Consider the following 20,607-nt stretch of genomic DNA (forward strand, 5'->3'; position numbering starts at 1 on the left):
TTTCCTGCCGATGAAGATATCCTTCGCTAACCGGATATACATTTATCTTTGAACGGCAATTGGATTGAACAGATTTTGAAAATCTTTGCGAACCCCTGACGATGAATTATTTTCTGCTGACCCTCCGGATCATCTGGATAGTGATTGTTTTTGTTTTTCTCACGGCCCTTACTCAAGTGGGAGGAGTTATTTACCTGCTCTGCTTTCTGGCTCATCCCCTCATCAATAACAAAACTGAACAATGGTGGATGCGCGCATTGCTGAAAACCGTTTTATTTCTCATAATGTATTGCTGCATTTCCATCTGGGTGGTACCCATTGCAGCCAAACCTTTCGGCAGAGTGCAGTTGCCGGTATTTACAGGTGGACCGGTACGCCCTTTGAATTTTGCATTCGGATTATGCAACCGGAATTATGTACGTCCCGAACTGAAAGAAACTTTGATCAGCGCAGGAGCAACACTTCGTCAGCAATATCATAATGCCACCATCTGTTATCTCGACGCAGGTTTTCCGTTCTTCGACGGTTTCCCATTGCCTCCACATCGCAGTCACGACGACGGAAAGAAACTGGATCTCGCATTCTTCTATCTCGATGCGCGGCTCGAACAACCCGTTACAGACGCGCCATCACCCATCGGATACGGCATCAGCGAAGGACCGCGAAAAGGAGAAGTGAATATGCCTTTGCTCTGCGCATCGAAAAAACAATGGCAGTACAATGTGCTCGACAGTCTCGTTCCGAAAGGGAACAAAAAGAATTACATCTTCGACAGTGTAAGAACAAAAGCCCTGATAATGGCTTTTGCAAAGCAGGATGCCATCGCTACCATCTTCATAGAACCTCATCTCAAAGCAAGGCTCGGCATTACCAGCAAGAAAGTTCGCTTCCATGGATGTGCAGCCATCCGTCACGACGATCACCTGCATGTACAAATGAAGTGATTTGCTTCTGCGATCGCTTTCATCAAAGAAAAAGATGTACTATATACAGGTGTTACACTGTTTGCATTAAGCATGCTCATCGCGAGTTTACTCACATAATTGGATAGGTCCGCCGATTTTGTTTACTTTACGAAAAAGCATCAACTGATGGCTGTTTCACCGAAGATCGATTTTGATGATGTTTATGAGATCGAACCTATATCCGAAGACCTTCGCTACAGTTATTTCAAATCGAAACTGGAGAGTGGAAGGGAAGTGAGCCTTAGCGTAAAGATCAGCAACCAAAGTCATGCACTGCTTCCGAATGTATACAACCTGAGTTTCGGGCCACTGAATGCAAAAGGAAAGATCAACGACAAAGCGGAGCTTACTCACGACGATTATTCAAAGGTTTTCTCAACCATACTGCTTACGGCATACGTGTATCTGAAGAACAATCCCGACCATTATCTGGGGATCGACGGCTCAGACAATGCCCGCGCCTATTTCTATTACAGGGCCCTGCAACGAAATTTTAACTATCTCGACAAATATTTCAGGATGTTCGGGGTAAAATACTTCGTCCGCATAACCCGATTTGGCAAAACGCAATACGATAACCCCTTTGATTTTGAGGATATTATGCCATATCCCTTCCGCATAGAGAAAGGAAGCTCAGTATCTCAGGACCATATGTACAACTATTTCATCTTTAACCTCAGGCAAAGGGGTGAAAAGACACATTAATTAAAAAAAACCGTACATTTGACTTGAACCCGTGAATTTTTTTGGTATGAAACAAACAATAGCCCGTAAGGTAGCCGCACTTACCCGCAAAGCAAAACAAGAGGGTAAAAAGTCTGAGCCAAAGCCAGCAATGGCCAATTCGTCACTGCATCAGGTGATCAAAACCAAGGAACAGGCCGCTTTGTTTATGAAGCTGTTGAAAGAAGCATAATGAAATTGTCCTAATATATTTGATCAGCCCGCAATCAAAGCGGGCTTTTTTTATGCCTGCCATTCAACTACAATTGAAAGGATTTATGAAAAAGAATATCAGGGAGACCCTTTGCATTATCGGGATCATCCTGCTCTATATTATCGGGGAGTTTATCGCAACGTTTCCGGTAGCTATTTGTACGGCTGCAATTGTTTTTCTTTTGAAGATATGGATCGAAGGAATCATCCATCTCATTAACCAGAAATTTGGCGTACATGCAGAAGGCACAATAGTAAAAAGTATTGAACGAGAGTTTTCGCCTGTGCCGGACAAAACACACTATCGCCTTAGAGTGGCTTTCCAATCGCCCATCGATCAGCAGTTGTATAATATTCCTTTCAACTTTTATGGAGATCCTCCTCCGGCCAAAATGGTGATACTCGTGAACAGAAAGAATCCATTAAGATCTGTGGAGTTGCAGAAAGAAAGTTTCTGGCTGGTGGCGCTGTACACTGTGCTGCTGCTTTGTACTGTAGCGCTGACGATTTATTTCTTCAATGAGATGTTTCATACTGCTGCGTTACCGGATGAGGTACCGGTTGAGATTCCTTCGGGCGATTAATCGAGTAATGCTTTGTACAAATCATAATTCTCCTTATCGAAACAAACGAACACTACACGTTTGATTGAAGTTGTCTTTTGCAGATATGCTTTCACTGTACGCACTGCAATTTCTGCTGCGAGCTGTTTCGGAAAATGATAAATGCCGGTACTGATATTCGGGAAAGCAATCGACTGCAGTCCGTTCTCCTCCGCCAATTTCAAACTGTTCTCATAGCATAATGCCAGCAGCGTTTCTTCATTACTGTTACCTCCGTTCCATACCGGTCCAACAGTATGTATCACAAACCTCGCAGGCAGTCTGCCTCCGGTGGTGAGTACCGCTTCTCCGGTTTTGCATCCTCCCTGTCTGTTTCTGATCTGCACACAGGCTTCGAGAATGGCCGGTCCGCCGGCTCGGTGAATGGCTCCATCCACACCGCCACCGCCCAGCAGGGAAGTGTTGGCGGCATTCACGATAGCGTCGGTATCAAGTTTAGTGATATCTCCCTGGATCAGTTCGACCATGCTGAATTGTTATAGAAGGGCAAATCTAATCAAACCCAGCCGCTTTCACATTTCACGCTTTAACAGTTTGAACAACATTTTTTCTATATTTTCGCGGACCGGTGAATTATGAAAACAGACAAGCATTCAATTTCATACAGAATTGGCGCGCAAAATAGCTCTGGACCCCTGGTTGTGATAGCGGGGCTGGTGCTTATTCTGCTTTGCAGTTTCTCGTCTGCTCATACATCGGCCCAAAAGGCAAAAAACAGCCTGCCCGGATGGCTTCTTCCTTCAGCCACCGGCGCTGAGCGCTTTGCAGCTTGGCAGGATGCAGGCGATCCCAACGGCGATCTTCATCTCTCTGTAAGAAAGCAAACCAAGGTGAAATGCGTAAAGAAACTTACGCTCAATGCCATGTATGCCGACAGATCGGAGAGCCGCTCAGCTGCTGTTTTACATCCCATCGCAGGTTTTGATACGGTAAAAAGGCCTGCTTACTACATCTTCCTCTTCCGGTATACATTGTTCTGATCTCTCACTTCATACGGAAACCTCCGTTCACTACCTCCGTTGCGGAGGCCGCGAAACGCTTTTGCTGTGCACTTTCCACAGCCATTGTATACCCTCAAATTTGAAAACTATGAAATGTCCGAATTGCAATGAGACCCTGCTCATGACCGAACGGAACAAAATCGAGATCGATTATTGTCCCGCCTGTCGCGGCATCTGGCTCGATAAAGGAGAGCTGGATAAAATGCTCGAATACGCAGAGCAGCAACAGAAACAGGTACAGCAGCCAGGTCAGAATGGGCAACATCATTATCCTGATCATAAAAAAGAGCATTACAAATACGATCAATACAAGCAAGATCCCAACTATCACAAGCATAAGAAGAAAGGATTTTTGGGCGATCTGTTTGATTTTGATTAGGCCTTAACAAAACCAATTGGAATAACTAAATCGTAAGTAGTATGTCGGCATTGTTGGAACTGTTTCACAATCTCACCAACGCAAATTGGATCATGGCACACGGTGGCCTGTACATTGTAGTGTTCATTGTGTTTGCAGAAACAGGTTTGTTTGCAGGTTTCTTTCTCCCCGGTGACTCCATTCTTTTCATTGCGGGGATGATCATTGCCCAGGCAGCCGTTCCCGGTACTGCACCGGTACTGAGCCTGCTCTATTGGGTAACACTGATATCGGCAGCAGCCATCATCGGAAATTACCTGGGTTACTGGTTCGGAAAGCGTTCCGGTGAAATATTGATGAAACGGAAAGACAGCTGGCTCTTCAAAAAGAAGTACCTTATACAGGCCAAAGATTTTTACGAAAAGAAGGGTGGAGGCGCTATCATGATCGCACGCTTCCTGCCGGTTGTACGTACCTTTGCTCCCATAGTGGCAGGCATGGTTAGTATGGATCGCCGCAAATTCACTATCTACAATATCCTCGGCGCCGTTGCATGGGCCGGGAGCATCGTAACAGCAGGTTTCCTGCTCGGCAATTACGAAGTAGTGAAGAACAATCTCGATATGATCATCATCGGAATCGTTGTGGTAACCACTGCGCCCGTACTGATCAAAATGATCGCAGGAAGAAAAAAGAAAGCTCCCCTCCCGGCCGATCAAATAAACTCATAACAAAATGACCGAATTTCTGATGCCGGATTTTGCAGATCCGGCGATATGGATCAGCTTGCTGACCCTCTGTTTTCTCGAAATTGTATTGGGGATCGACAATATCATTTTCATCTCCATCGTGGCAGGCAAACTGCCCGAAGCACAACAGCGCAAGGCCCGCAACACAGGTCTGCTGCTGGCCATGGTTTTCAGGGTACTGCTGCTGCTTTGCATCAACTGGATCATCGGCCTCAAGGAAGCAGTATTCACCCTCCCGCATGTGAAAGGCATCACCGATGCACCGATCGGACTGAGCTGGAAAGACCTTATTCTGATCGCAGGCGGTATCTTCCTCATCGTTAAGAGCACACTGGAAATTCACCATAAGCTGGTAAAAAAAGAAGAAGAGACAAAGAAAGGATCGAAGAAAGCCTCGATGTCCGTTGCGGCTGTACTGGGACAAATAATATTGGTGGATGCCGTGTTCTCCTTCGATTCTATCCTCACGGCAGTGGGGCTGGTAGAGAATGTGATCATCATGATCATCGCCGTGATAGTATCGATTGGTGTAATGATGTTGTTCGCTGGTCCGGTTACCCGTATCATCAACAAGCAGCCTACCTTGCAGATGCTGGCATTGAGTTTCCTTGTAGTGATCGGTGTGGTGCTGGTAGCCAGTGGCTTCCACCAGGAAGTGGCCAAGAGCATCATCTACTCCTGTCTGGCATTCTCGCTGGGTGTTGAGTTGCTCAATATCAAGCTGAGAGGAAGACAGAAAAATATCGAACTGAACGATGGAGAAGAAGTGATCAGCCAGCAGGAGAAAAAGTAATCACCTGATTTATCATAGCAATCCCGGTTCAGGCGAACCGGGATTTTTTTGCGCTGTGCGGCAGTGCGGGGCCGTGTACGGCAATCTTGCAGCAGCGCTTTTATTTGCGTAAAACCTGACGTAAATTTCTGGTATGGAATTACAAATAGTTGAAGGAGGACTGCATCAGCGCGATCAGTTATTGCGGCTGTATCAGGCTGTGGCGGCCATTCCCGGCGGATTGATCCGTCAGCCTGCAGAAGTTACACCTGCCTATATCGAAGAGTTCACCAGCGAGTCTGTATCGCATGGATTGATGCTGGTGGCCATGGAAGGAGAGGAGCTGGTAGGCGACATACACGCGCATACGCCACCCATCTATGCATTCAGTCATTTGCTCACCGATCTCACCATAATGGTGCATCCTGAACATCAGGGGAAGGGCATTGGGAGGAAATTGTTCAATGCGTTTTTAGCACGGGTGGAGAAAGATTATCCGCATATTCTGCGGGTAGAACTCTACGTTAGGAGACACAACACAAAGAACGTACAGTTTTATACCAGCCTTGGTTTCGAAACGGAAGGCGTGCACGAACGAAAGATTTTTGCAGGAAATGGCCGGTTTGAAACGCCGCTTCAGATGGTTTGGATCAATCCGGGCTATCGCGGATAGGATGAAAAGATAAAAATCCGGTAGCCTGTAAATCAGTTTGGGGCTGGTTTTGGGGTGAATGGTAATTTTTTGAATTTGCGAAAAGAAATTTTTAAAAAATATTTTTCTCTTCATTCAGGAATTTTAGTGTTGGCTGAAATGCAGTACTGTACTGTGTTCCGGAAGATCGTAAAATTCTTAACTGCCTCGGTATCTTTCACTAACGAAGATTTTTTTTTCAAAATAATTGCAGGAGATTTTGTCAATTTCAAACGCAGACTTACATTTGCCCCGGAGAGATGGCAGAGCGGTCGAATGCGGCGGTCTTGAAAACCGTTGACTGTTACAGGTCCGGGGGTTCGAATCCCTCTCTCTCCGCTGGATAACTTATCAAATCGTATTAAAGGGCTCATAAAACGCTGGTTTTGTGGGCCCTTTTTGATTTTTCCACCTCAAATCGCATCAAACGAAATCAACCTGAAAGGTGGAAATTCGGTGCACCTGGATCTTACTTAATTTCGGTGCACCGAATTTTCCGGAAACGCCCTACTGGTGAGGGTTTGAAGCGATAGAACTTTTAGTGACGGATTTTAATCATTCGTAAAACACAAAAAAGGAGGTGAAAGATGGAACACCGGATCAGTATTCTTTTTTATGCCCGCAAGTCTAAAATGACCAAAGGGAATTTGACTCCAATCTATGCCCGCATTACAATTAATGGGCAACGTCTTGAACACAGCATTCAACGGTATATCGAGGTCGCGCGTTGGAGTGCGGCGGCGGGCCGCGCGCGGGGTAACAGCGTGGAGGCGCGGCAGCTCAATACCTACCTCGACACCCTTACCGGGAAAGTATTGAAGCTGGAGCGGGAAATGGTGCAGGATGGGCTGGAAATTACTTTTGAAACATTCCGGGAAAAATGGATGGGCAACCAGGAACGGCCCCGGATGTTGATTGAAATTTTCCAGCACCACAACGATCAACTGGCGGCTTTGATTGGGAAAGAGTTTTCCGCCGCTACCCTGGAACGATATAATACCTCAAGAGATCACACAAAAGCATTTTTGCAATGGAAGTATGGGATCAATGATATTGATATCAAACGCCTGAATTATGAATTTGTATCCGATTATGAGTTTTGGCTGAAAACCCAAAGGAACTACAATCACAATACCGCGATCAAGTATATCAGCAATTTCCGGAAGATCATCAATATCTGTATTCGCAAGGGCTGGCTGCAGAAAGATCCATTCGTGGGTTTTAAGATGACCAAACACGAAGTGGAAAGGGACTTTCTGACGGAAGAAGAATTACAAACTATTGTTTCAAGGGATTTTGGTACTGATCGACTAAATCATGTCCGCGACATTTTTGTGTTTAGCTGCTTTACCGGCCTGGCTTATGCAGATGTGCAGAAATTGAAGCGGTCTGAGGTGGCCCTTGGGATCGATGGCGACTACTGGATCTTTACGAGTCGGCAGAAAACGGAGACTGCCTCCCGTATTCCTCTTTTGCCTACAGCCGTAGAAATATTGGACAGATATAAGGACTACCCTCTTTGTGTGAGTTCGGGCAAAGCCCTACCAGTGTTGAGTAATCAGAAAATGAATGCCTACCTGAAGGAAATTGCCGATGTATGCAAAATTCATAAGAACCTTACTTTTCATATTGCCCGGCATACTTTCGCTACTACCGTTACGCTCAGTAATGGCGTGCCGATGGAATCGGTGAGTAAGATGTTGGGGCATAAAAATCTGAAAACGACGCAGCATTATGCGAAAATCCTGGACAAGAAGGTAAGTGATGATATGAAAGTTTTGAGGGAGAAGTTTGGCGGTAAAGGTAACGGAAGTTTGAAGCCCAAAACGGCTGGATAATATTCTTGACAAAAAAGGCATTTCCGGCATTAAATGTGAAGACTGTCTTGGCAACCCCCAAAACTTGTATAAACAAAATTTAACTGTTCCTGCTTTAATCTCAGGAAATACTTCTTTCAACTGCTCCGGGAAGGCTGCTTTAAATATTCTTTTTGTACGTGGTGCTTCAGACAAGCCGAAATAAACGGTTTTCTTGTCTTTGTACCAGTCAAAACTCAATATGTTGAACAACAGATTCTGCACAGTGTATTACGCTTTATGAAATAATGGGTTTAAAGTTTCTATTCTTGATTTCATCGTCATATCTGCATTTTGCAAATTATTGAAAACGATGTTTAAATTTCTCACATCAATGATTATATCCCCGGAGAGCATAGCCGAAGGAATAGAAAATGTCGCATCAACAGCGGATGAATTTACCGTTGCCGGATACAGTAAAAGCACATTACTGCAATTGCGTCTTAAAGCATAACTAATCATCTGATAAAGGTCAGACTGAGCTACACCAGCCTTCAGGCCATCATTAGTTGAACGGATTTTGTACTTGGTGTCAATTATCAGCTTATCGGGAATGTAGATGTCATTACGAATTTGAAAAACAGAAGAACCTTTGCTAAGAGCAAGATAATCGGTACTCTGACTTCTGATGTTTGATGTTGGCCACTTATCTGAAACAAAGCCAAAAATAAAATCCTCAAAAATGTACTCCATTGGCAGCAAAAAGCAGAAGTTGTTACTATCCTCATCTTCTAAATCAATTACCTGATTGGACAGGTACAACCTGCACAGATCCAGTATGTGTTTATGTTCGGCAAATAAAGGATTCAGTTTGACTTTATCACAATCATTTGCCGAGCAAGGAATATCCGAAACGTCATTTAGGATAAAAAGAATCTCGTTTAACCGTTCCTGATTCAGATAGTTTTCGCTGACAGCAAGCAATCGCTTTGTAACGTACTTTACTATCCGATTAAAAAGATTATCGTAAACAAACGGTTCATGGTTGCAAAAGAAATTCTGCCATTTGCCGGTTGTAAGGTTGCTTTTGGTGTACTCCTCAAATGAAATACGCCCTTTTAAAAACGGGGTTTCTTCACCTACCGTTTGGTATGCCTGAAAAGGCTGATTGGAAATAACGTCTTCGGTAAAATTGGCAAAAATGTAAATGAGCAGTTCCAGAAAGTCATCGAATTGCAGCTTAGAAACATCGGCAAATGAAAAAGGAAACTTCACCTTCCGGCAATAAGAAAGCCAATACAACATGTTAAGTTGCCACTGCTTTGTATTTTCTGCTTCATCATCTGCAAATATTTTGGGGTACACTTCAACACGGATTCCATCATATTGTACTACGCCCACATAGTTTCTTGCAGAGATTTTACCATCTATCGTGAAATCAAAAAAACGCTGCCTTTGTATTTTCTCCTCCTGCTGTTCTTCTTCTGTTAGTTCTTCCGTTGATTCGACATACCGATTCCTGTTTTGCCAAACACCAGAAAGGTAATTGACAAATCCCGGCAGCTTTGATTGATGACCGGCAAAAGAAACGCTATGCCACTCGAATAACCTCACTCAGCAATAATTTGAAAATTTTCTTTGATGCCTGTTGATTTTAAAGCTACACCTGCCTCACTTAAAATGTTTTTCACTGTAGCCGCATTACTTTGACAGTATTCATAAAGCAGGGGTATAATCTTTGTGTTCAATATCCTGGCTCTGTCTGCCTCTGGTTTGTTTATAAAAAAGGCATGGCCAATAAAAAAATCAGGGTTCTTCTTCCAATTATAAATAGCCTGATTCAAGGCTTCCAGCAGTGATGCCCACCATTCGGATTCTATGTATTCAGGGTAGAGTGACTTAAACTCAAACCTTCTTCTCAAAGCAATATCCAATAAAGCAATTGAGCGGTCGGCTGTGTTCATTGTGCCAATAACATACAAATTCCCTGGCACACTGAATTTCTCATTTGAATAAGGCAATTCTAACCACATTTCATTGTCTGCTCCTATACGTTTGTCATCTTCAAGCAGGGTGATGAGTTCGCCAAATACTGCTGAAATATTCGCCCTGTTTATTTCATCAATAAACAAAGCAAACTGCATGGATGGATTGGATTTTGCCGTTTCAAACTTTGCAATCCGGTTTTCTACTGAATCCTGATAGCATGCTTCAAATGAATCATAACCCACTAAACGCAATGCTTCCAGACAGCTATTGTAGAAGATACCTTTCTTTAATTCAAACTGCAATTCACCTGACTGTTCCTCTGCATCTTCACTGCTAAGCAACGGCTTAATGCCTTCGATAAAATCTTCATAGCTGTATTTCTGGTGGAACGTAATGAAATTATACCGGGTTTTGAAAGTGGAACTTTGTACTGGTTGCTGCACCGGATTGGCGGCTATGTCTAATAATTCCTGATCAATAATGTCAGCCAAATCCGCTTTCTTATCTTCTAAAATTGACCATTTGCTATCATTACTCTTCTTAAACAACTGTATAGGACCCTTATACTTTACATCCATATCTGTTGAAGCACTATCGGCGTAGGATTGAAGAATACGCCATACAGTATTTCTTGGTGTTTTAGCGTCAGGATTTATCTTTGCTTTAATCAATGGAGACTCTAAAATTTCACTTACAGACATAGAAGCACTCCTTGATCCTAATACCGCACCTAATACTTTCCAAAAGGGATAAGCATTTACCTTACCCTTTAGCACATCTTCTGCACTGTTGGTAACACCTCTATCGGTGAAGTAGGTTTCTTCGTATTGGTTGAGTTTGTATGTTTTGCCCGTGCCGGGAGGACCATACAGTATTGTATTGATGTACAAGTCTAATTTCTTGCCCATATTCTGAGTGTTTGCTTCAATTAATTTTAACAGGGTGTGATACTGCTTTCTGGTTGCTGAAAAGTTGGTTCCCTGATTGCCAACTTTCAATTCCTCTAAACCTTTCGTGGATTTAATGTTTTGCCACAGCAACGGATTATCGACCAGGTTGTGTGTTAATTCAATACCTGCTTTTAATGATATTTTCGGCTCTGATTTCCAGAGATGGTTGTCGGGAGATATGCCTGTCTCAGCAGGGTCGTTGGTAATACGTGCCAATGCGTAACAACCTGCTCTTTTGCCGGTAAGCCAAAGAATGACCTTGTCGTTAGTCTTGATTTTATCTTTATGAGCCGCTACTGTCCAATCGTGTAGCAAATTGCTTTTTACTGCCTTTGCATAATCAAATTCTGCCGGGTTGCATTGGAATACCCAATAATTGATAAAGCGATCATGCCAAATACCTAAAACAATATTTTTGTAGGGAGCATGTACCCTGCATATTCCTTGTTGTAATGGATAAGTAAATACTTCGTCTTCTGACAATTCATACCATTCAACTTTGGAGATATTTACATTGCTATCATATTCAATTTTGTGGTTGTCGAAATCGGCTTCATACTCCGGGAAATTAACAGATGGTGACGGTGCTTCAAGAACTTTGCCGATTGATAAAACCGTTTGCCCCTCTGTAATGATCACCAAATCGCCAATGGAGTACATTCTATCATTTACTCCAATAACCATTGAGTGCTTTTTGATGAACTCGTAAAAACTCGGAGCACCTTTCCCCCAATTACAGCCCAGCTTGCAAACATTACCAGTGAGGTTAACAATAGTACCAAGGATCTGAACAAACCCTTCTTTGGTGGCCGGTATTTCAGGTTCTTCTCCTTTGGGAACAATTTCAAACTCAAACTTCCTTAGATACTTGTTTGTGGGTTCGCCACCACTGTATAGCCAATCCTTTGTACCATTGGCAAGCAGGTTGGCATACCGCATTATCTCTTTGGGAGGATACGCCTTCCCGTCGATAACAACATCATAATCTCTCGATCGCTTCAGTTCAATACCTTCCCGTTCGATCTTATCAACCGCATCTAAAACATGTTGCTTTGTGATTTTATCAATGCTCATAAAAGACTACGGTAGTTATTTATTTGGCTGAATATTGTGGTTTTGTTTCCAGATTCTGTCAAACACAAAATCGAGGTATTGCCTTTTGAAATCGGCATCATCTGTAAACTTCTTGTATAAATCGGTATAGGTGAAAATGACATCCTGCATCAGGTCTTCCACCTTTTTATCAGAGGTGATTTTTGCATTTTGTTTATCTGAATTAATGACTGCATTAACCGTTGCCTGGTCTCTGGCTAAGTCGGCAGGCAATTGTTCAAATAGGAACCGCTTTACCTTGTCATCATCTGTCCAGTTATCAATGCCAAAACGGGTATTGAAATCATTAATGATGGCCTCCAGTTCATCAAACTCATTATCGCCTTTCTTGCCTTTCATTATTGCCGGGGTGGGGTCTAATTCTTCACCGCCCTGCAATTTGATGTTGTCGGTTGTTGTTTTGCTTAGCCTGTAACTATCCAGGTCTATGGCTTCCAGTATGCCTTTTGCCAAATCCTCATTTTCCTGCTGCTTAATTTTTGGCATCAGGAATTTCAAAAACCAATACAGCCTTTCCCAATAAGGATTATTGAAGGATAAAATCTTTGAAAGGAAAGCGTAGGTTCGGTTAAAGGATTTTGCCTTTACATAAAAGTCTACCTGAGCATCGGGATTGAGTTCTGTTTTAAACTGATGCACACAGCCGTCTATAATGGGGTCTAATTCAGTACGGTCTGCATTTTTGAAATACAGGTCGGTAAAGTTGATCACATCGTCTTTGCTGTACACCTGTGCATTATCCAACGCATCCTGCAAATCGTTCAGCTTGTTGGCATCGGTTTCTTCACTCAATACTGTTGTGGTGTAGAAAGGCTCAAACGATTCCTTAATGTCATCTACAGAGTTGAAGAAATCAAGCACAAAAGTGTCTTCCTTATCAGGCTTGTACGCCCTGTTTAATCGTGAAAGCGTTTGAACGGCCTGCACATCGGTTAGCTTCTTATCTACATACATGGTATGCAGTAAAGGCTGGTCGAAACCTGTTTGGAATTTATTGGCCACAATAAGGAAACGATATTCATTTTTCTTGAACAACTTTGGAATATCTCCACTTGGGAAACCGTTGAGTTTGGCTTCATCATATTCCACGCCATCAATGGTTCTTTTACCGGAGAAGGCAACGATGGCTTTGTATGGCGAATGAATTTCTTTGAGATACGTATTGAATGCCCTGTAGTACTGAATGGCATTGTTGATGGATTTGGTTACCACCATCGCTTTTGCCTTACCCTTAATCTGCTTTTTTACTTCGCTGTGGAAATGGTCCACCATTACTTTCGACTTTTCCCTAATGGAAAAGGCATGATTCTCCACATAAGCCCTTAGCTTCTTTTGTGCCTGATGGGTTTCAAATTCCGGGTTTTCTTCAACTGCCTTATTGAGCTTGTAATAGCTTTGGTAGGTGGTATAGTTTTTCAGCACATCGAGAATAAATTCTTCCTCGATGGCCTGTTTCATGCTGTATAAGTGGAATGGGTAAAACTTACCGGGTTCTCTTGCGGTATCATCCGGCAATATGCCTTTGCGGCCAAAGGTTTCCAGTGTTTTGTTTTTGGGTGTAGCCGTAAAAGCAAAGTAGCTGGCATTCTTCAGCATCTTGCGTTGCTGAATCATTTGGTTTATCTGGTCTTCGGTATCTTCCGGTTCTTCGTCAGGAATTTTATCTTCATCACCGTAAGGTTCGCTGCGGTCGCTGAGTACCCAATTCATTTTGGATGCGGTTTCTCCGCTTTGGCTGCTGTGTGCTTCATCTATAATGATGGCGAAACGCTTTCCTGCCAATTCGCCAATTTCATCCATCACAAAGGGAAATTTCTGTACGGTGGTAATGATAATTTTCTTGCCATCTTCCAACGCCTGTTTCAACTGCTTGCTGCCTTTATCAATGGCTTCCACCACTTTGGCCACTTGTGCAAACTGTTTGATGTTGTCCCGTATTTGTTTGTCCAGGACTTTACGGTCGGTTACTACAATTACGCTGTCAAAAACAGGTTGTGTATTGGCTGCTTCGTGCAGGCTTACCAACTGATGGGCCAACCAAGTAATAGAATTGGATTTGCCAGAACCTGCGGAATGCTGAATTAAGTATCGCTGCCCAACACCGTTTGCCTTTGAATCGGCCAACAGCTTTTGCACCACTTTGAGCTGGTGGTAACGGGGGAATACCAGTTTGCGTTTAACCTTGCCGGTATCTTCATCCGTTTCCTCTACAATCTGTGCGTAGTTTTCAATGATGTTGCTCAGGCTGTGTTTGGTGAGTATCTCCTTCCATAAATAATCACTTTTCAGCCCGTTGGGATTAACCGGATTGCCTGCACCGTTGTTTACGCCTTTGTTGAAAGGGAGGAAAAAGGTAGAGAAGCCCGACAAGGCGGTAGCCATGTACACCAAATCGGGGTCAACAGCAAAATGAACCATGCAACGGCCAAAGGCAAACAATGGCTCTTTAGGGTCACGGTCGGTTTGGTATTGGCGAATGGCATGTTTAACATTCTGCCCTGTCCAAGGGTTTTTCAATTCAAAAGTAATTACAGGAAGGCCGTTGATGAACAAGGCCATGTCCAGCGAATTGTTGTTGCTGAGGCTGTAATGCAGTTGACGGGTAATGGAAAATATATTGGACTGATACAGTTTGGTGGCTTTGGCATTGAGGGTGGAGGCAGGGCTTTTGAAATACAGCCATACATTGAGGTCGAGGTCTTTAATGCCTTTACGCAACACATCAATAATGCCCCGTTGTTTGATTTGCTCGGCAAGGCGTTTCAGGAATTTTTCTTCGCCCCGCTTTTGTATGGTATCCCATGCATCGGGTTGGGTGCTTTGCAAAAACTCAAACAATAGTTTTCTATTCAGGCATAAATCCCTGTCGTAATCCGTTGGGTACGAAATACGAAACGCCTGCTCCTCTACCAGGCTTTTTTCGATGAGGGTTTCTAACCCTTTTTCTGATGTATCTGTACTCATAGATTATGCTACTTTAATTTTACCTGTTACTACCTCAGCAATCAGGCTATTTTTAAATTCATTGAGCTTCTGTTTTTCAACTTCAAACACCTTGACTAACTCTTCAAAACGGATAAAATCCTCCATCATCATCTTTACATCATCTTCAGTTGGAATTGGTATTGGCAATTCAGCAAAGTCCACCCAATTAACATTCTTACCATCTCTAATTCCTGTAATTGCTGTATTCAAAAGCGAAATGAACTGGGGTGTTTTAAATAAATATTTATAATACTGAGTCATCCAAGGCGATTCATATTGTTCTCTTAAATTGAATATTGTGTAAGCAGGACTAATAATCCCCCTATACGGTGAATACTCAATACCACCTTGGAATGAACGAAGGCTAATTACAAAGTCATTTTCACAAACAAGTTTTAAGCCCGATAAATCACCGGCTGGTGAAACAAAATTTTCAGAGCACATGTCTTTAGGTAGAACTCCTCGATCCTGTGTGGATGCCAATAGTGCTTCTGAGGATTTATTCTTTATGTTCCTCTCTATAAAAATCCGTTTAGCCTTTTCAACTTTCCACGTTTTAGGTATTGTAGGCCAAAATTTGGAATCGTTTAATTGTTCTCCCTCTATTGATTGAACAATGACATCAATCTTCTCCCTAAGGCTTTTAATCAGCTTTTCTTTTTTCTCAATAAAGCGGTTGATTTGTTCGGTTTTGGCATCGAGGTAGTTGGCAATGGCGGTTTGTTCGGGCAGTGGGGGGAACGGCAATAACGAATCTTTGAACTCAGCATAGTCAATATTCTGCCCTTCCCTGATGCCGGTTACAAAAAGAGTCAATGAATTAATGAAAGGATGTGATTTGAATAAGTGTCTGTAAAAAGCCTTATTCACTGGCACTTTATTTTTTTCATAAAAAATGGTGTATGCCGGGCTAATAATACCCCTGTGATAAGCATACTCAATGCCGCCCTGAAATGAACGTAAGCTGATAACAAAATCTTCTTCTTTGACCAGTTTCAGCAAATGAAAATCTTTTTGTGCCGTAACAGTTCTGGTCTCATATTCTTCTTTCCTTACTACACCTTTTGTTTGTGTGGCAGCCAACAAGGGTTCATTAGGATAGCCCTTCTCTGAACGTTCCTTAAAAATGTGCTTAGCCTTTAATGCATCCCAATGCTCAGGCATTTCAGGCAGCCAGGGGATAGAAGTTGATTTATATGTAGGGTATGATGCTCTCATTATTCAATTAAATGGGGTCAGCGATATTTGCAGGGTTACGGGGAATGGGCTTATAACCATTGGCAGGGTCAAAACAATTTGTTGCCGTACCTTGGATAATTGTATTATCAGTTAGCCTTTCCATAACCAAAGGCTCATTCATAAACTCTTCGTACCACAAGCTAAAAAAGCCGCTATCTGCTGCTCTTCTTGCTATATCTGTAGCAACTACATTAGCATTATATGTGGGTGAAGCAACAGCCATATCATACACCTGCCGGGCTGATTGGACAGATAACATTGCAGCCTTACGTTTTAAACTTCGGATGTCAACAATAGCAGGCCTTTCATCAATGTTATCCAACTCAAGAAGGTCAATGGTGTCCTCTGCTTTTTGTTGTTGAGCAGCAAGAACGTCCGGAACTGCCTTAGCGGCTACTATTGCATGATCCGGATTTATTGATAGCACTATTGAAAAGGGTAAATGTGTATTATGCTCTTCTGGCAGATAATAGATGTTTGCATCTACCGGGTTATTACTTTTTGCATTGTTACATGGGCCACAAGCAAGCAGCATATTTGACCATGCAATCGGATCGCCTGCAGTGTAACCCGGAGGAGGATTCTTTGGAACCACATGTTCCACTTGCAGACTATGACTTAACGGTTGGTTACAATACACACAATAATAGCCAATCCGTTCAATTAATGCTTTACGCCAATTTTTATAATCGGTAGGTGCAATTACATTACCTGTTGCATCAGTAGGTGTATTTCCTTTATTTAATGGCCTCATTTCCCTTTAGAAATTTTTTGTAGTTCAAGAAATGCTCTTACTGCCGGGTCTGAAATATCATCCAGTTCTTTTTGAAGCTCATCCACAGATTTATTTGATTCGAGGTCTTCCATGAATTTTTTGCTTTTATTATAAAGGCCCTCGTTAGATTCAGAGTAAGCACTTGAAACGCCCATTATCTCGGTTGCTACGGTATCAATCTTTAACTCGTCTGGAGCTACATCCATTAATTTGTCAAGATTCCAGATTTCATCACTTTTTAAGGATTGAACAATGAATGGAGAATGGGTAGTAACGACAAATTGAATATTTGGGAATGCTTTCTTTAAATCAGCAACAACATGCCTTTGCCACTTAGGATGAAGATGGAGATCAATTTCATCAATCATAACAACACCCCTTGTTTCCTCAACTGCTTTTTCTTTGTGATGCCCGTTCAGGACTATACAGCGATAGGCAATTTCTGCAACCATTTCAGTGAAATAGTGAATACCATCGCTGTGCAGACTTAAAGGAAGCATGTTAGATTCATCCCCATCTATCTTTACTTTTACCCATAACTCACCATCGTAAAACTCCATTTGGGTAATAAATGAATTTGCAGTTTTCACGGCATGGAAGAAAGCCTCTTTTGTACGAGGGTACTCCTTTTCCTGATTAAGTAATACTTCATAACGTGCAAGCCATTCCGGATAATGAAATTTTACCGCTTTCATTTCCTCCCAATCTTGATAACCTTCACGGAATAGCATTTTACCCAAACGCTGTATGCGACTTTTCTTAGTGACACGTCCCGCACCAACAGCCCGTGATATTCCATAAAATGCGATGATAGGCAAGCCCACTGTATCGTCACCATCTTTTGTAACTTTCTGATATTTGGAAGATGCTATCGCCTTGATGTTACCAACATCGGAATTTCTAATAGTTGACGATGAACTGCCCTCTAACCACTGCCTACGCCATATAACAGGCTCATTAATTCCAGGAAAAAAAGCCTTTGCTTCTACTTTCACAGGATACTGAGGCAATAACAACTTACCAGATTCATCCATCCTAATTTCATCCTTCTGAATATGCCGGGATTTAACATCTGGAATAGCAAGAAAATAAGAACCACTCGCCACCCGTAAGGCATGGAGAATGGTTGATTTACCTTTACCGTTAATACCGATAAAAGCTGTAAAATGCCTATTCAGGAGAAAGGTTCGTTCCTTTCCAATATTCCTGAAGTTTTGTATGGTGATGCTTTCTATATTCATCGTTTAAGCTATTATATCGTTTAATAAACCTTCAGTTTCTCTTTCCAGCTGCATTATCTCCTCGGTGATGGTAGCCACACTTCGCAATGGTTGGTAGCGATAGAAAATTTTGGTAAAGGACACTTCATAGCCTTTAACCGTTTTTGAATGGTCAATCCATGCATCGGGAACAAAGGGCCACACTTCCTTTTCAAAATACTCCTGCACATTTTGCTTTACAGGAACACTCTCGTAATCCCGTAATTCAGGGTCGGCTTCATAAATTACTTCGTCTTTGTCCTGCTTTTTGATAACAGGTTGGGCTTCTTCATCACGCCATGACAGTGCATCTAAAAAAGTTTTCTTCTCTTTTGGCTTCCACTTCAATGACAATTTCTTTAGCTGCGTATCTAATGCAGACAATAGTTGATTGAAGTCGTTTTGAACAGCAGTGCCAAACTGCTTTTGCAATGCTTTGAGTACCGGCAAATAGTAATCAGTATCCTCAATTGCAGATAGCTTTTCTTCTGTTAGCTGCCATGCCAAACGCAAAGGCCGTTCTACCGTAATACTCCAATAGGCAAAGTCATCGTTTTCAAAATTTCTGCTGATTTCGTTCTGTTGAAAATCTTTAAATGCATCTGCAATTTGTTGGATATGGGTTTCCGTCAATTCATTTGACTTGCTGCCTAAACCCTTTCGCATTTTGCTGTAGATGCTAGAGGCATCAATCAATTGAACTTTACCTTTTCTTCTTTCCTCTTTTTTGTTACTCAACACCCATATATACGTTGCGATGCCAGTGTTATAAAACATATCATTGGGCAACTGAATGATTGCTTCGAGTAAATCGTTTTCAATGATGTACTTTCTGATTTCGCTTTCACCTCCACCAGCTTCTCCTGTAAAGAGTGATGAACCGTTATGAACAGAAGCAATACGGCTGCCTATTTCACTATCGACCTTCATTTTGGAAACCATGTTCATCAAGAACAGCAACTGGCCATCACTTACTCTTGGTACACCAACACTAAAGCGACTATCAAGAATCTCTTTTGTTTTTGAATCAACAATGCTGTCCTGGTCAACCTTCCATGTTTTACCATAAGGCGGATTGGACAGCATAAAGTCAAACTTTAGCTTGGGAAAGCCATCATTTGACAAAGTAGAACCAAAAGCAATCTTCTCAGGGTCTTCCTCTTTAATGAGCATATCTGCTTTGCAGATGGCAAATGTTTCAGGGTTCACTTCCTGACCGTATAAATGGTAGGTTGCTTTGGGATTTATTTCCAATGCAAAATGTTCGGCTTCCGTTAACATACCACCACTGCCACAAGCAGGGTCATAAATGAGATAAGTACCTTCCTTTATTTTGTTTTTGACGGGTTCAAAAATGAGGTGGGTCATCAACTTAATGATTTCCCTTGGTGTGAAGTGTTCACCAGCTTCTTCGTTGTTTTCTTCATTGAACTTGCGAATAAGCTCCTCAAAAACATAGCCCATTCCCAGATTACTCAATCCTTCATGCACAATGTTTCCATCCTTATCTTTCACCGCTACCGGACTAAGGTTGATTTGAGAAGAACAGAATTTTTCAATCAATGGGAACGTGATATTGCCTTCTTCAAGCGTATCCAACTGATTACGCAATTTGAATTTGCTAATGATGTCCTGCACATCTGAACTAAAGCCATCCAGATAATTTTCAAGGTTCTGCCGAATGTTTGCAGGGTCATTCAGTAACTTCTTGAAAGTGTATTTAGAAGTGTTGTAAAAAACGTATCCTGATACCTTTCTTAGCTGTGGTGACTGATTTTCGATTTTCAACTTATTGAGTTGCTCATGCATTTCAATCACCTTGTCTTTTGAAGGCTCCAGCAAAGCATCTAACCTGCGTAATACCGTGAATGGAAGTATTATATCTCTGTATTTGCCTCGTGTATAAACATCTCGAAGCACATCATCGGCAATACCCCAAATGAAATTGACAATTTGATTATGTTGGATATGGTTCATTTCTTCTTTTTAATCTTTCGTGAAACGGATTTTAAAGCCTCATCAGCCATGTTTTCATCTTTGATAACATCAAAAACCTGGTCTGCAAGCCAAAGGGTAATGAGTTCATCCTTATCAGCTTTCAGGATTTCGGCAAGCAAAGGGATCTGCTCCTTCTTCAAATGGCGTTGCCCTTTTTCAATTTTACTAAGCTGGGCGGTATCCATCTCAAGTAAGGGGGCAACCTGCCGCAAATACAGTTTCTGCTTTTCCCTCAAGGCTCTAACCCTATTACCAAACTGGCTTTCCATTGTCTTTTTTTGACTTGTCAATATTTGGCTAATATAGGCAAAAAAGAAATTCCTGACAACAAAAAGAAAATAATCCCAAACGTCTGGTTTTCACTATTTTAAGCAAGCGGAGGAAGCTGAGTGCGGTTACCTCTTACCT

19 protein-coding genes and 1 tRNA gene are annotated in these 20,607 nt (G+C 42.2%); 11 read left to right on the forward strand and 9 right to left on the reverse strand.

The window, feature by feature from the left end; translation table 11 throughout:
* Positions 1–101: 101 nt before the first annotated feature.
* The 4 genes from HHL16_RS21665 (at position 102) to HHL16_RS21680 (ending at position 2,485) form a co-directional block, all read left to right on the forward strand.
* The gene (locus HHL16_RS21665) at positions 102–944 is read left to right on the forward strand and encodes a hypothetical protein (protein ID WP_169427429.1); all 843 of its coding nucleotides are present in this window, start codon (positions 102–104) and stop codon (positions 942–944) included.
* 147 nt (positions 945–1,091) lie between these two features.
* Positions 1,092–1,670, forward strand: a complete 579-nt coding sequence (locus HHL16_RS21670; protein WP_169427430.1) for a hypothetical protein — start codon at positions 1,092–1,094, stop codon at positions 1,668–1,670.
* A 46-nt stretch (positions 1,671–1,716) separates the two neighbouring features.
* Positions 1,717–1,881, forward strand: a complete 165-nt coding sequence (locus tag HHL16_RS21675; RefSeq protein ID WP_169427431.1) for a hypothetical protein — start codon at positions 1,717–1,719, stop codon at positions 1,879–1,881.
* An 85-nt stretch (positions 1,882–1,966) separates the two neighbouring features.
* Positions 1,967–2,485 (forward strand): hypothetical protein, encoded by a 519-nt coding sequence (locus HHL16_RS21680; protein ID WP_169427432.1) that lies wholly within the window; start codon positions 1,967–1,969, stop codon positions 2,483–2,485.
* Here HHL16_RS21680 and HHL16_RS21685 read toward each other — a convergent pair.
* Positions 2,482–2,991: an O-acetyl-ADP-ribose deacetylase gene (locus tag HHL16_RS21685; RefSeq protein ID WP_169427433.1), complete on the reverse strand. Its 510-nt coding sequence runs from the start codon at positions 2,989–2,991 to the stop codon at positions 2,482–2,484. The two genes, HHL16_RS21680 and HHL16_RS21685, sit on opposite strands and share 4 nt — an antisense overlap.
* 174 nt (positions 2,992–3,165) lie before the next feature.
* Between HHL16_RS21685 and HHL16_RS21690 the strand changes: the two genes are divergently transcribed.
* The 7 genes from HHL16_RS21690 (at position 3,166) to HHL16_RS21720 (ending at position 7,933) form a co-directional block, all read left to right on the forward strand.
* Positions 3,166–3,504, forward strand: a complete 339-nt coding sequence (locus HHL16_RS21690) for a hypothetical protein (protein ID WP_169427434.1) — start codon at positions 3,166–3,168, stop codon at positions 3,502–3,504.
* 109 nt (positions 3,505–3,613) lie between these two features.
* Positions 3,614–3,904, forward strand: coding sequence for a zf-TFIIB domain-containing protein (locus tag HHL16_RS21695; RefSeq protein ID WP_169427435.1), 291 nt, complete (start codon positions 3,614–3,616; stop codon positions 3,902–3,904).
* Between the two features lie 41 nt (positions 3,905–3,945).
* The gene (locus HHL16_RS21700) at positions 3,946–4,614 is read left to right on the forward strand and encodes a VTT domain-containing protein (RefSeq protein ID WP_169427436.1); all 669 of its coding nucleotides are present in this window, start codon (positions 3,946–3,948) and stop codon (positions 4,612–4,614) included.
* Positions 4,615–4,618: 4 nt separating this feature from the next.
* Positions 4,619–5,425: a TerC family protein gene (locus tag HHL16_RS21705; protein WP_169427437.1), complete on the forward strand. Its 807-nt coding sequence runs from the start codon at positions 4,619–4,621 to the stop codon at positions 5,423–5,425.
* Between the two features lie 133 nt (positions 5,426–5,558).
* Positions 5,559–6,077, forward strand: coding sequence for a GNAT family N-acetyltransferase (locus tag HHL16_RS21710; RefSeq protein ID WP_169427438.1), 519 nt, complete (start codon positions 5,559–5,561; stop codon positions 6,075–6,077).
* 272 nt (positions 6,078–6,349) lie between these two features.
* Positions 6,350–6,434 (forward strand) — tRNA-Ser (locus HHL16_RS21715).
* A 248-nt stretch (positions 6,435–6,682) separates the two neighbouring features.
* A complete protein-coding gene (locus HHL16_RS21720; protein ID WP_169427439.1) occupies positions 6,683–7,933 on the forward strand; it encodes a site-specific integrase in 1,251 nt (416 codons plus the stop codon).
* 249 nt (positions 7,934–8,182) lie between these two features.
* Here HHL16_RS21720 and HHL16_RS21725 read toward each other — a convergent pair whose 3' ends face one another.
* From HHL16_RS21725 to HHL16_RS21760, 8 genes are read right to left on the reverse strand one after another with little or no spacing between them, the layout of a single operon-like run.
* Entirely contained in the window at positions 8,183–9,505 is a 1,323-nt protein-coding gene (locus HHL16_RS21725; protein ID WP_169427440.1) for a hypothetical protein, read from the reverse strand.
* Entirely contained in the window at positions 9,502–11,904 is a 2,403-nt protein-coding gene (locus tag HHL16_RS21730; RefSeq protein WP_169427441.1) for an AAA family ATPase, read from the reverse strand. The genes HHL16_RS21725 and HHL16_RS21730 overlap by 4 nt, the downstream gene beginning before the upstream one ends.
* 15 nt (positions 11,905–11,919) lie before the next feature.
* The gene (locus tag HHL16_RS21735; protein ID WP_169427442.1) at positions 11,920–14,907 is read right to left on the reverse strand and encodes a type I restriction endonuclease; all 2,988 of its coding nucleotides are present in this window, start codon (positions 14,905–14,907) and stop codon (positions 11,920–11,922) included.
* 3 nt (positions 14,908–14,910) lie between these two features.
* Positions 14,911–16,146: a restriction endonuclease subunit S gene (locus HHL16_RS24880; protein ID WP_206022533.1), complete on the reverse strand. Its 1,236-nt coding sequence runs from the start codon at positions 16,144–16,146 to the stop codon at positions 14,911–14,913.
* A 7-nt stretch (positions 16,147–16,153) separates the two neighbouring features.
* The gene (locus HHL16_RS21745; RefSeq protein WP_169427443.1) at positions 16,154–16,921 is read right to left on the reverse strand and encodes an HNH endonuclease signature motif containing protein; all 768 of its coding nucleotides are present in this window, start codon (positions 16,919–16,921) and stop codon (positions 16,154–16,156) included.
* The gene (locus HHL16_RS21750) at positions 16,918–18,183 is read right to left on the reverse strand and encodes an AAA family ATPase (RefSeq protein WP_169427444.1); all 1,266 of its coding nucleotides are present in this window, start codon (positions 18,181–18,183) and stop codon (positions 16,918–16,920) included. Before HHL16_RS21750 ends, HHL16_RS21745 begins: the two co-directional genes overlap by 4 nt.
* Positions 18,184–18,186: 3 nt before the next feature.
* Positions 18,187–20,178 (reverse strand): class I SAM-dependent DNA methyltransferase, encoded by a 1,992-nt coding sequence (locus HHL16_RS21755; RefSeq protein ID WP_169427445.1) that lies wholly within the window; start codon positions 20,176–20,178, stop codon positions 18,187–18,189.
* Positions 20,175–20,468, reverse strand: coding sequence for a helix-turn-helix transcriptional regulator (locus HHL16_RS21760; protein ID WP_083727442.1), 294 nt, complete (start codon positions 20,466–20,468; stop codon positions 20,175–20,177). The genes HHL16_RS21755 and HHL16_RS21760 overlap by 4 nt, the downstream gene beginning before the upstream one ends.
* Positions 20,469–20,607: the final 139 nt, after the last annotated feature.

Origin of the sequence: Pseudoflavitalea sp. G-6-1-2 (assembly GCF_012927185.1) — a bacterium.
Taxonomy (GTDB): domain Bacteria; phylum Bacteroidota; class Bacteroidia; order Chitinophagales; family Chitinophagaceae; genus Pseudobacter.

Bases quoted from the DNA above. Each gene is read 5' to 3' on its own strand.
- HHL16_RS21665 (WP_169427429.1), top strand. From the start codon at position 102: ATGAATTATTTTCTGCTGACCCTCCGGATCATCTGGATAGTGATTGTT.
- HHL16_RS21670 (WP_169427430.1), top strand. From the start codon at position 1,092: ATGGCTGTTTCACCGAAGATCGATTTTGATGATGTTTATGAGATCGAA.
- HHL16_RS21675 (WP_169427431.1), top strand. From the start codon at position 1,717: ATGAAACAAACAATAGCCCGTAAGGTAGCCGCACTTACCCGCAAAGCA.
- HHL16_RS21680 (WP_169427432.1), top strand. From the start codon at position 1,967: ATGAAAAAGAATATCAGGGAGACCCTTTGCATTATCGGGATCATCCTG.
- HHL16_RS21685 (WP_169427433.1), bottom strand. From the start codon at position 2,991: ATGGTCGAACTGATCCAGGGAGATATCACTAAACTTGATACCGACGCT.
- HHL16_RS21695 (WP_169427435.1), top strand. From the start codon at position 3,614: ATGAAATGTCCGAATTGCAATGAGACCCTGCTCATGACCGAACGGAAC.
- HHL16_RS21700 (WP_169427436.1), top strand. From the start codon at position 3,946: ATGTCGGCATTGTTGGAACTGTTTCACAATCTCACCAACGCAAATTGG.
- HHL16_RS21705 (WP_169427437.1), top strand. From the start codon at position 4,619: ATGACCGAATTTCTGATGCCGGATTTTGCAGATCCGGCGATATGGATC.
- HHL16_RS21710 (WP_169427438.1), top strand. From the start codon at position 5,559: ATGGAATTACAAATAGTTGAAGGAGGACTGCATCAGCGCGATCAGTTA.
- HHL16_RS21720 (WP_169427439.1), top strand. From the start codon at position 6,683: ATGGAACACCGGATCAGTATTCTTTTTTATGCCCGCAAGTCTAAAATG.
- HHL16_RS21730 (WP_169427441.1), bottom strand. From the start codon at position 11,904: ATGAGCATTGATAAAATCACAAAGCAACATGTTTTAGATGCGGTTGAT.
- HHL16_RS21735 (WP_169427442.1), bottom strand. From the start codon at position 14,907: ATGAGTACAGATACATCAGAAAAAGGGTTAGAAACCCTCATCGAAAAA.
- HHL16_RS24880 (WP_206022533.1), bottom strand. From the start codon at position 16,146: ATGAGAGCATCATACCCTACATATAAATCAACTTCTATCCCCTGGCTG.
- HHL16_RS21745 (WP_169427443.1), bottom strand. From the start codon at position 16,921: ATGAGGCCATTAAATAAAGGAAATACACCTACTGATGCAACAGGTAAT.
- HHL16_RS21750 (WP_169427444.1), bottom strand. From the start codon at position 18,183: ATGAATATAGAAAGCATCACCATACAAAACTTCAGGAATATTGGAAAG.
- HHL16_RS21755 (WP_169427445.1), bottom strand. From the start codon at position 20,178: ATGAACCATATCCAACATAATCAAATTGTCAATTTCATTTGGGGTATT.
- HHL16_RS21760 (WP_083727442.1), bottom strand. From the start codon at position 20,468: ATGGAAAGCCAGTTTGGTAATAGGGTTAGAGCCTTGAGGGAAAAGCAG.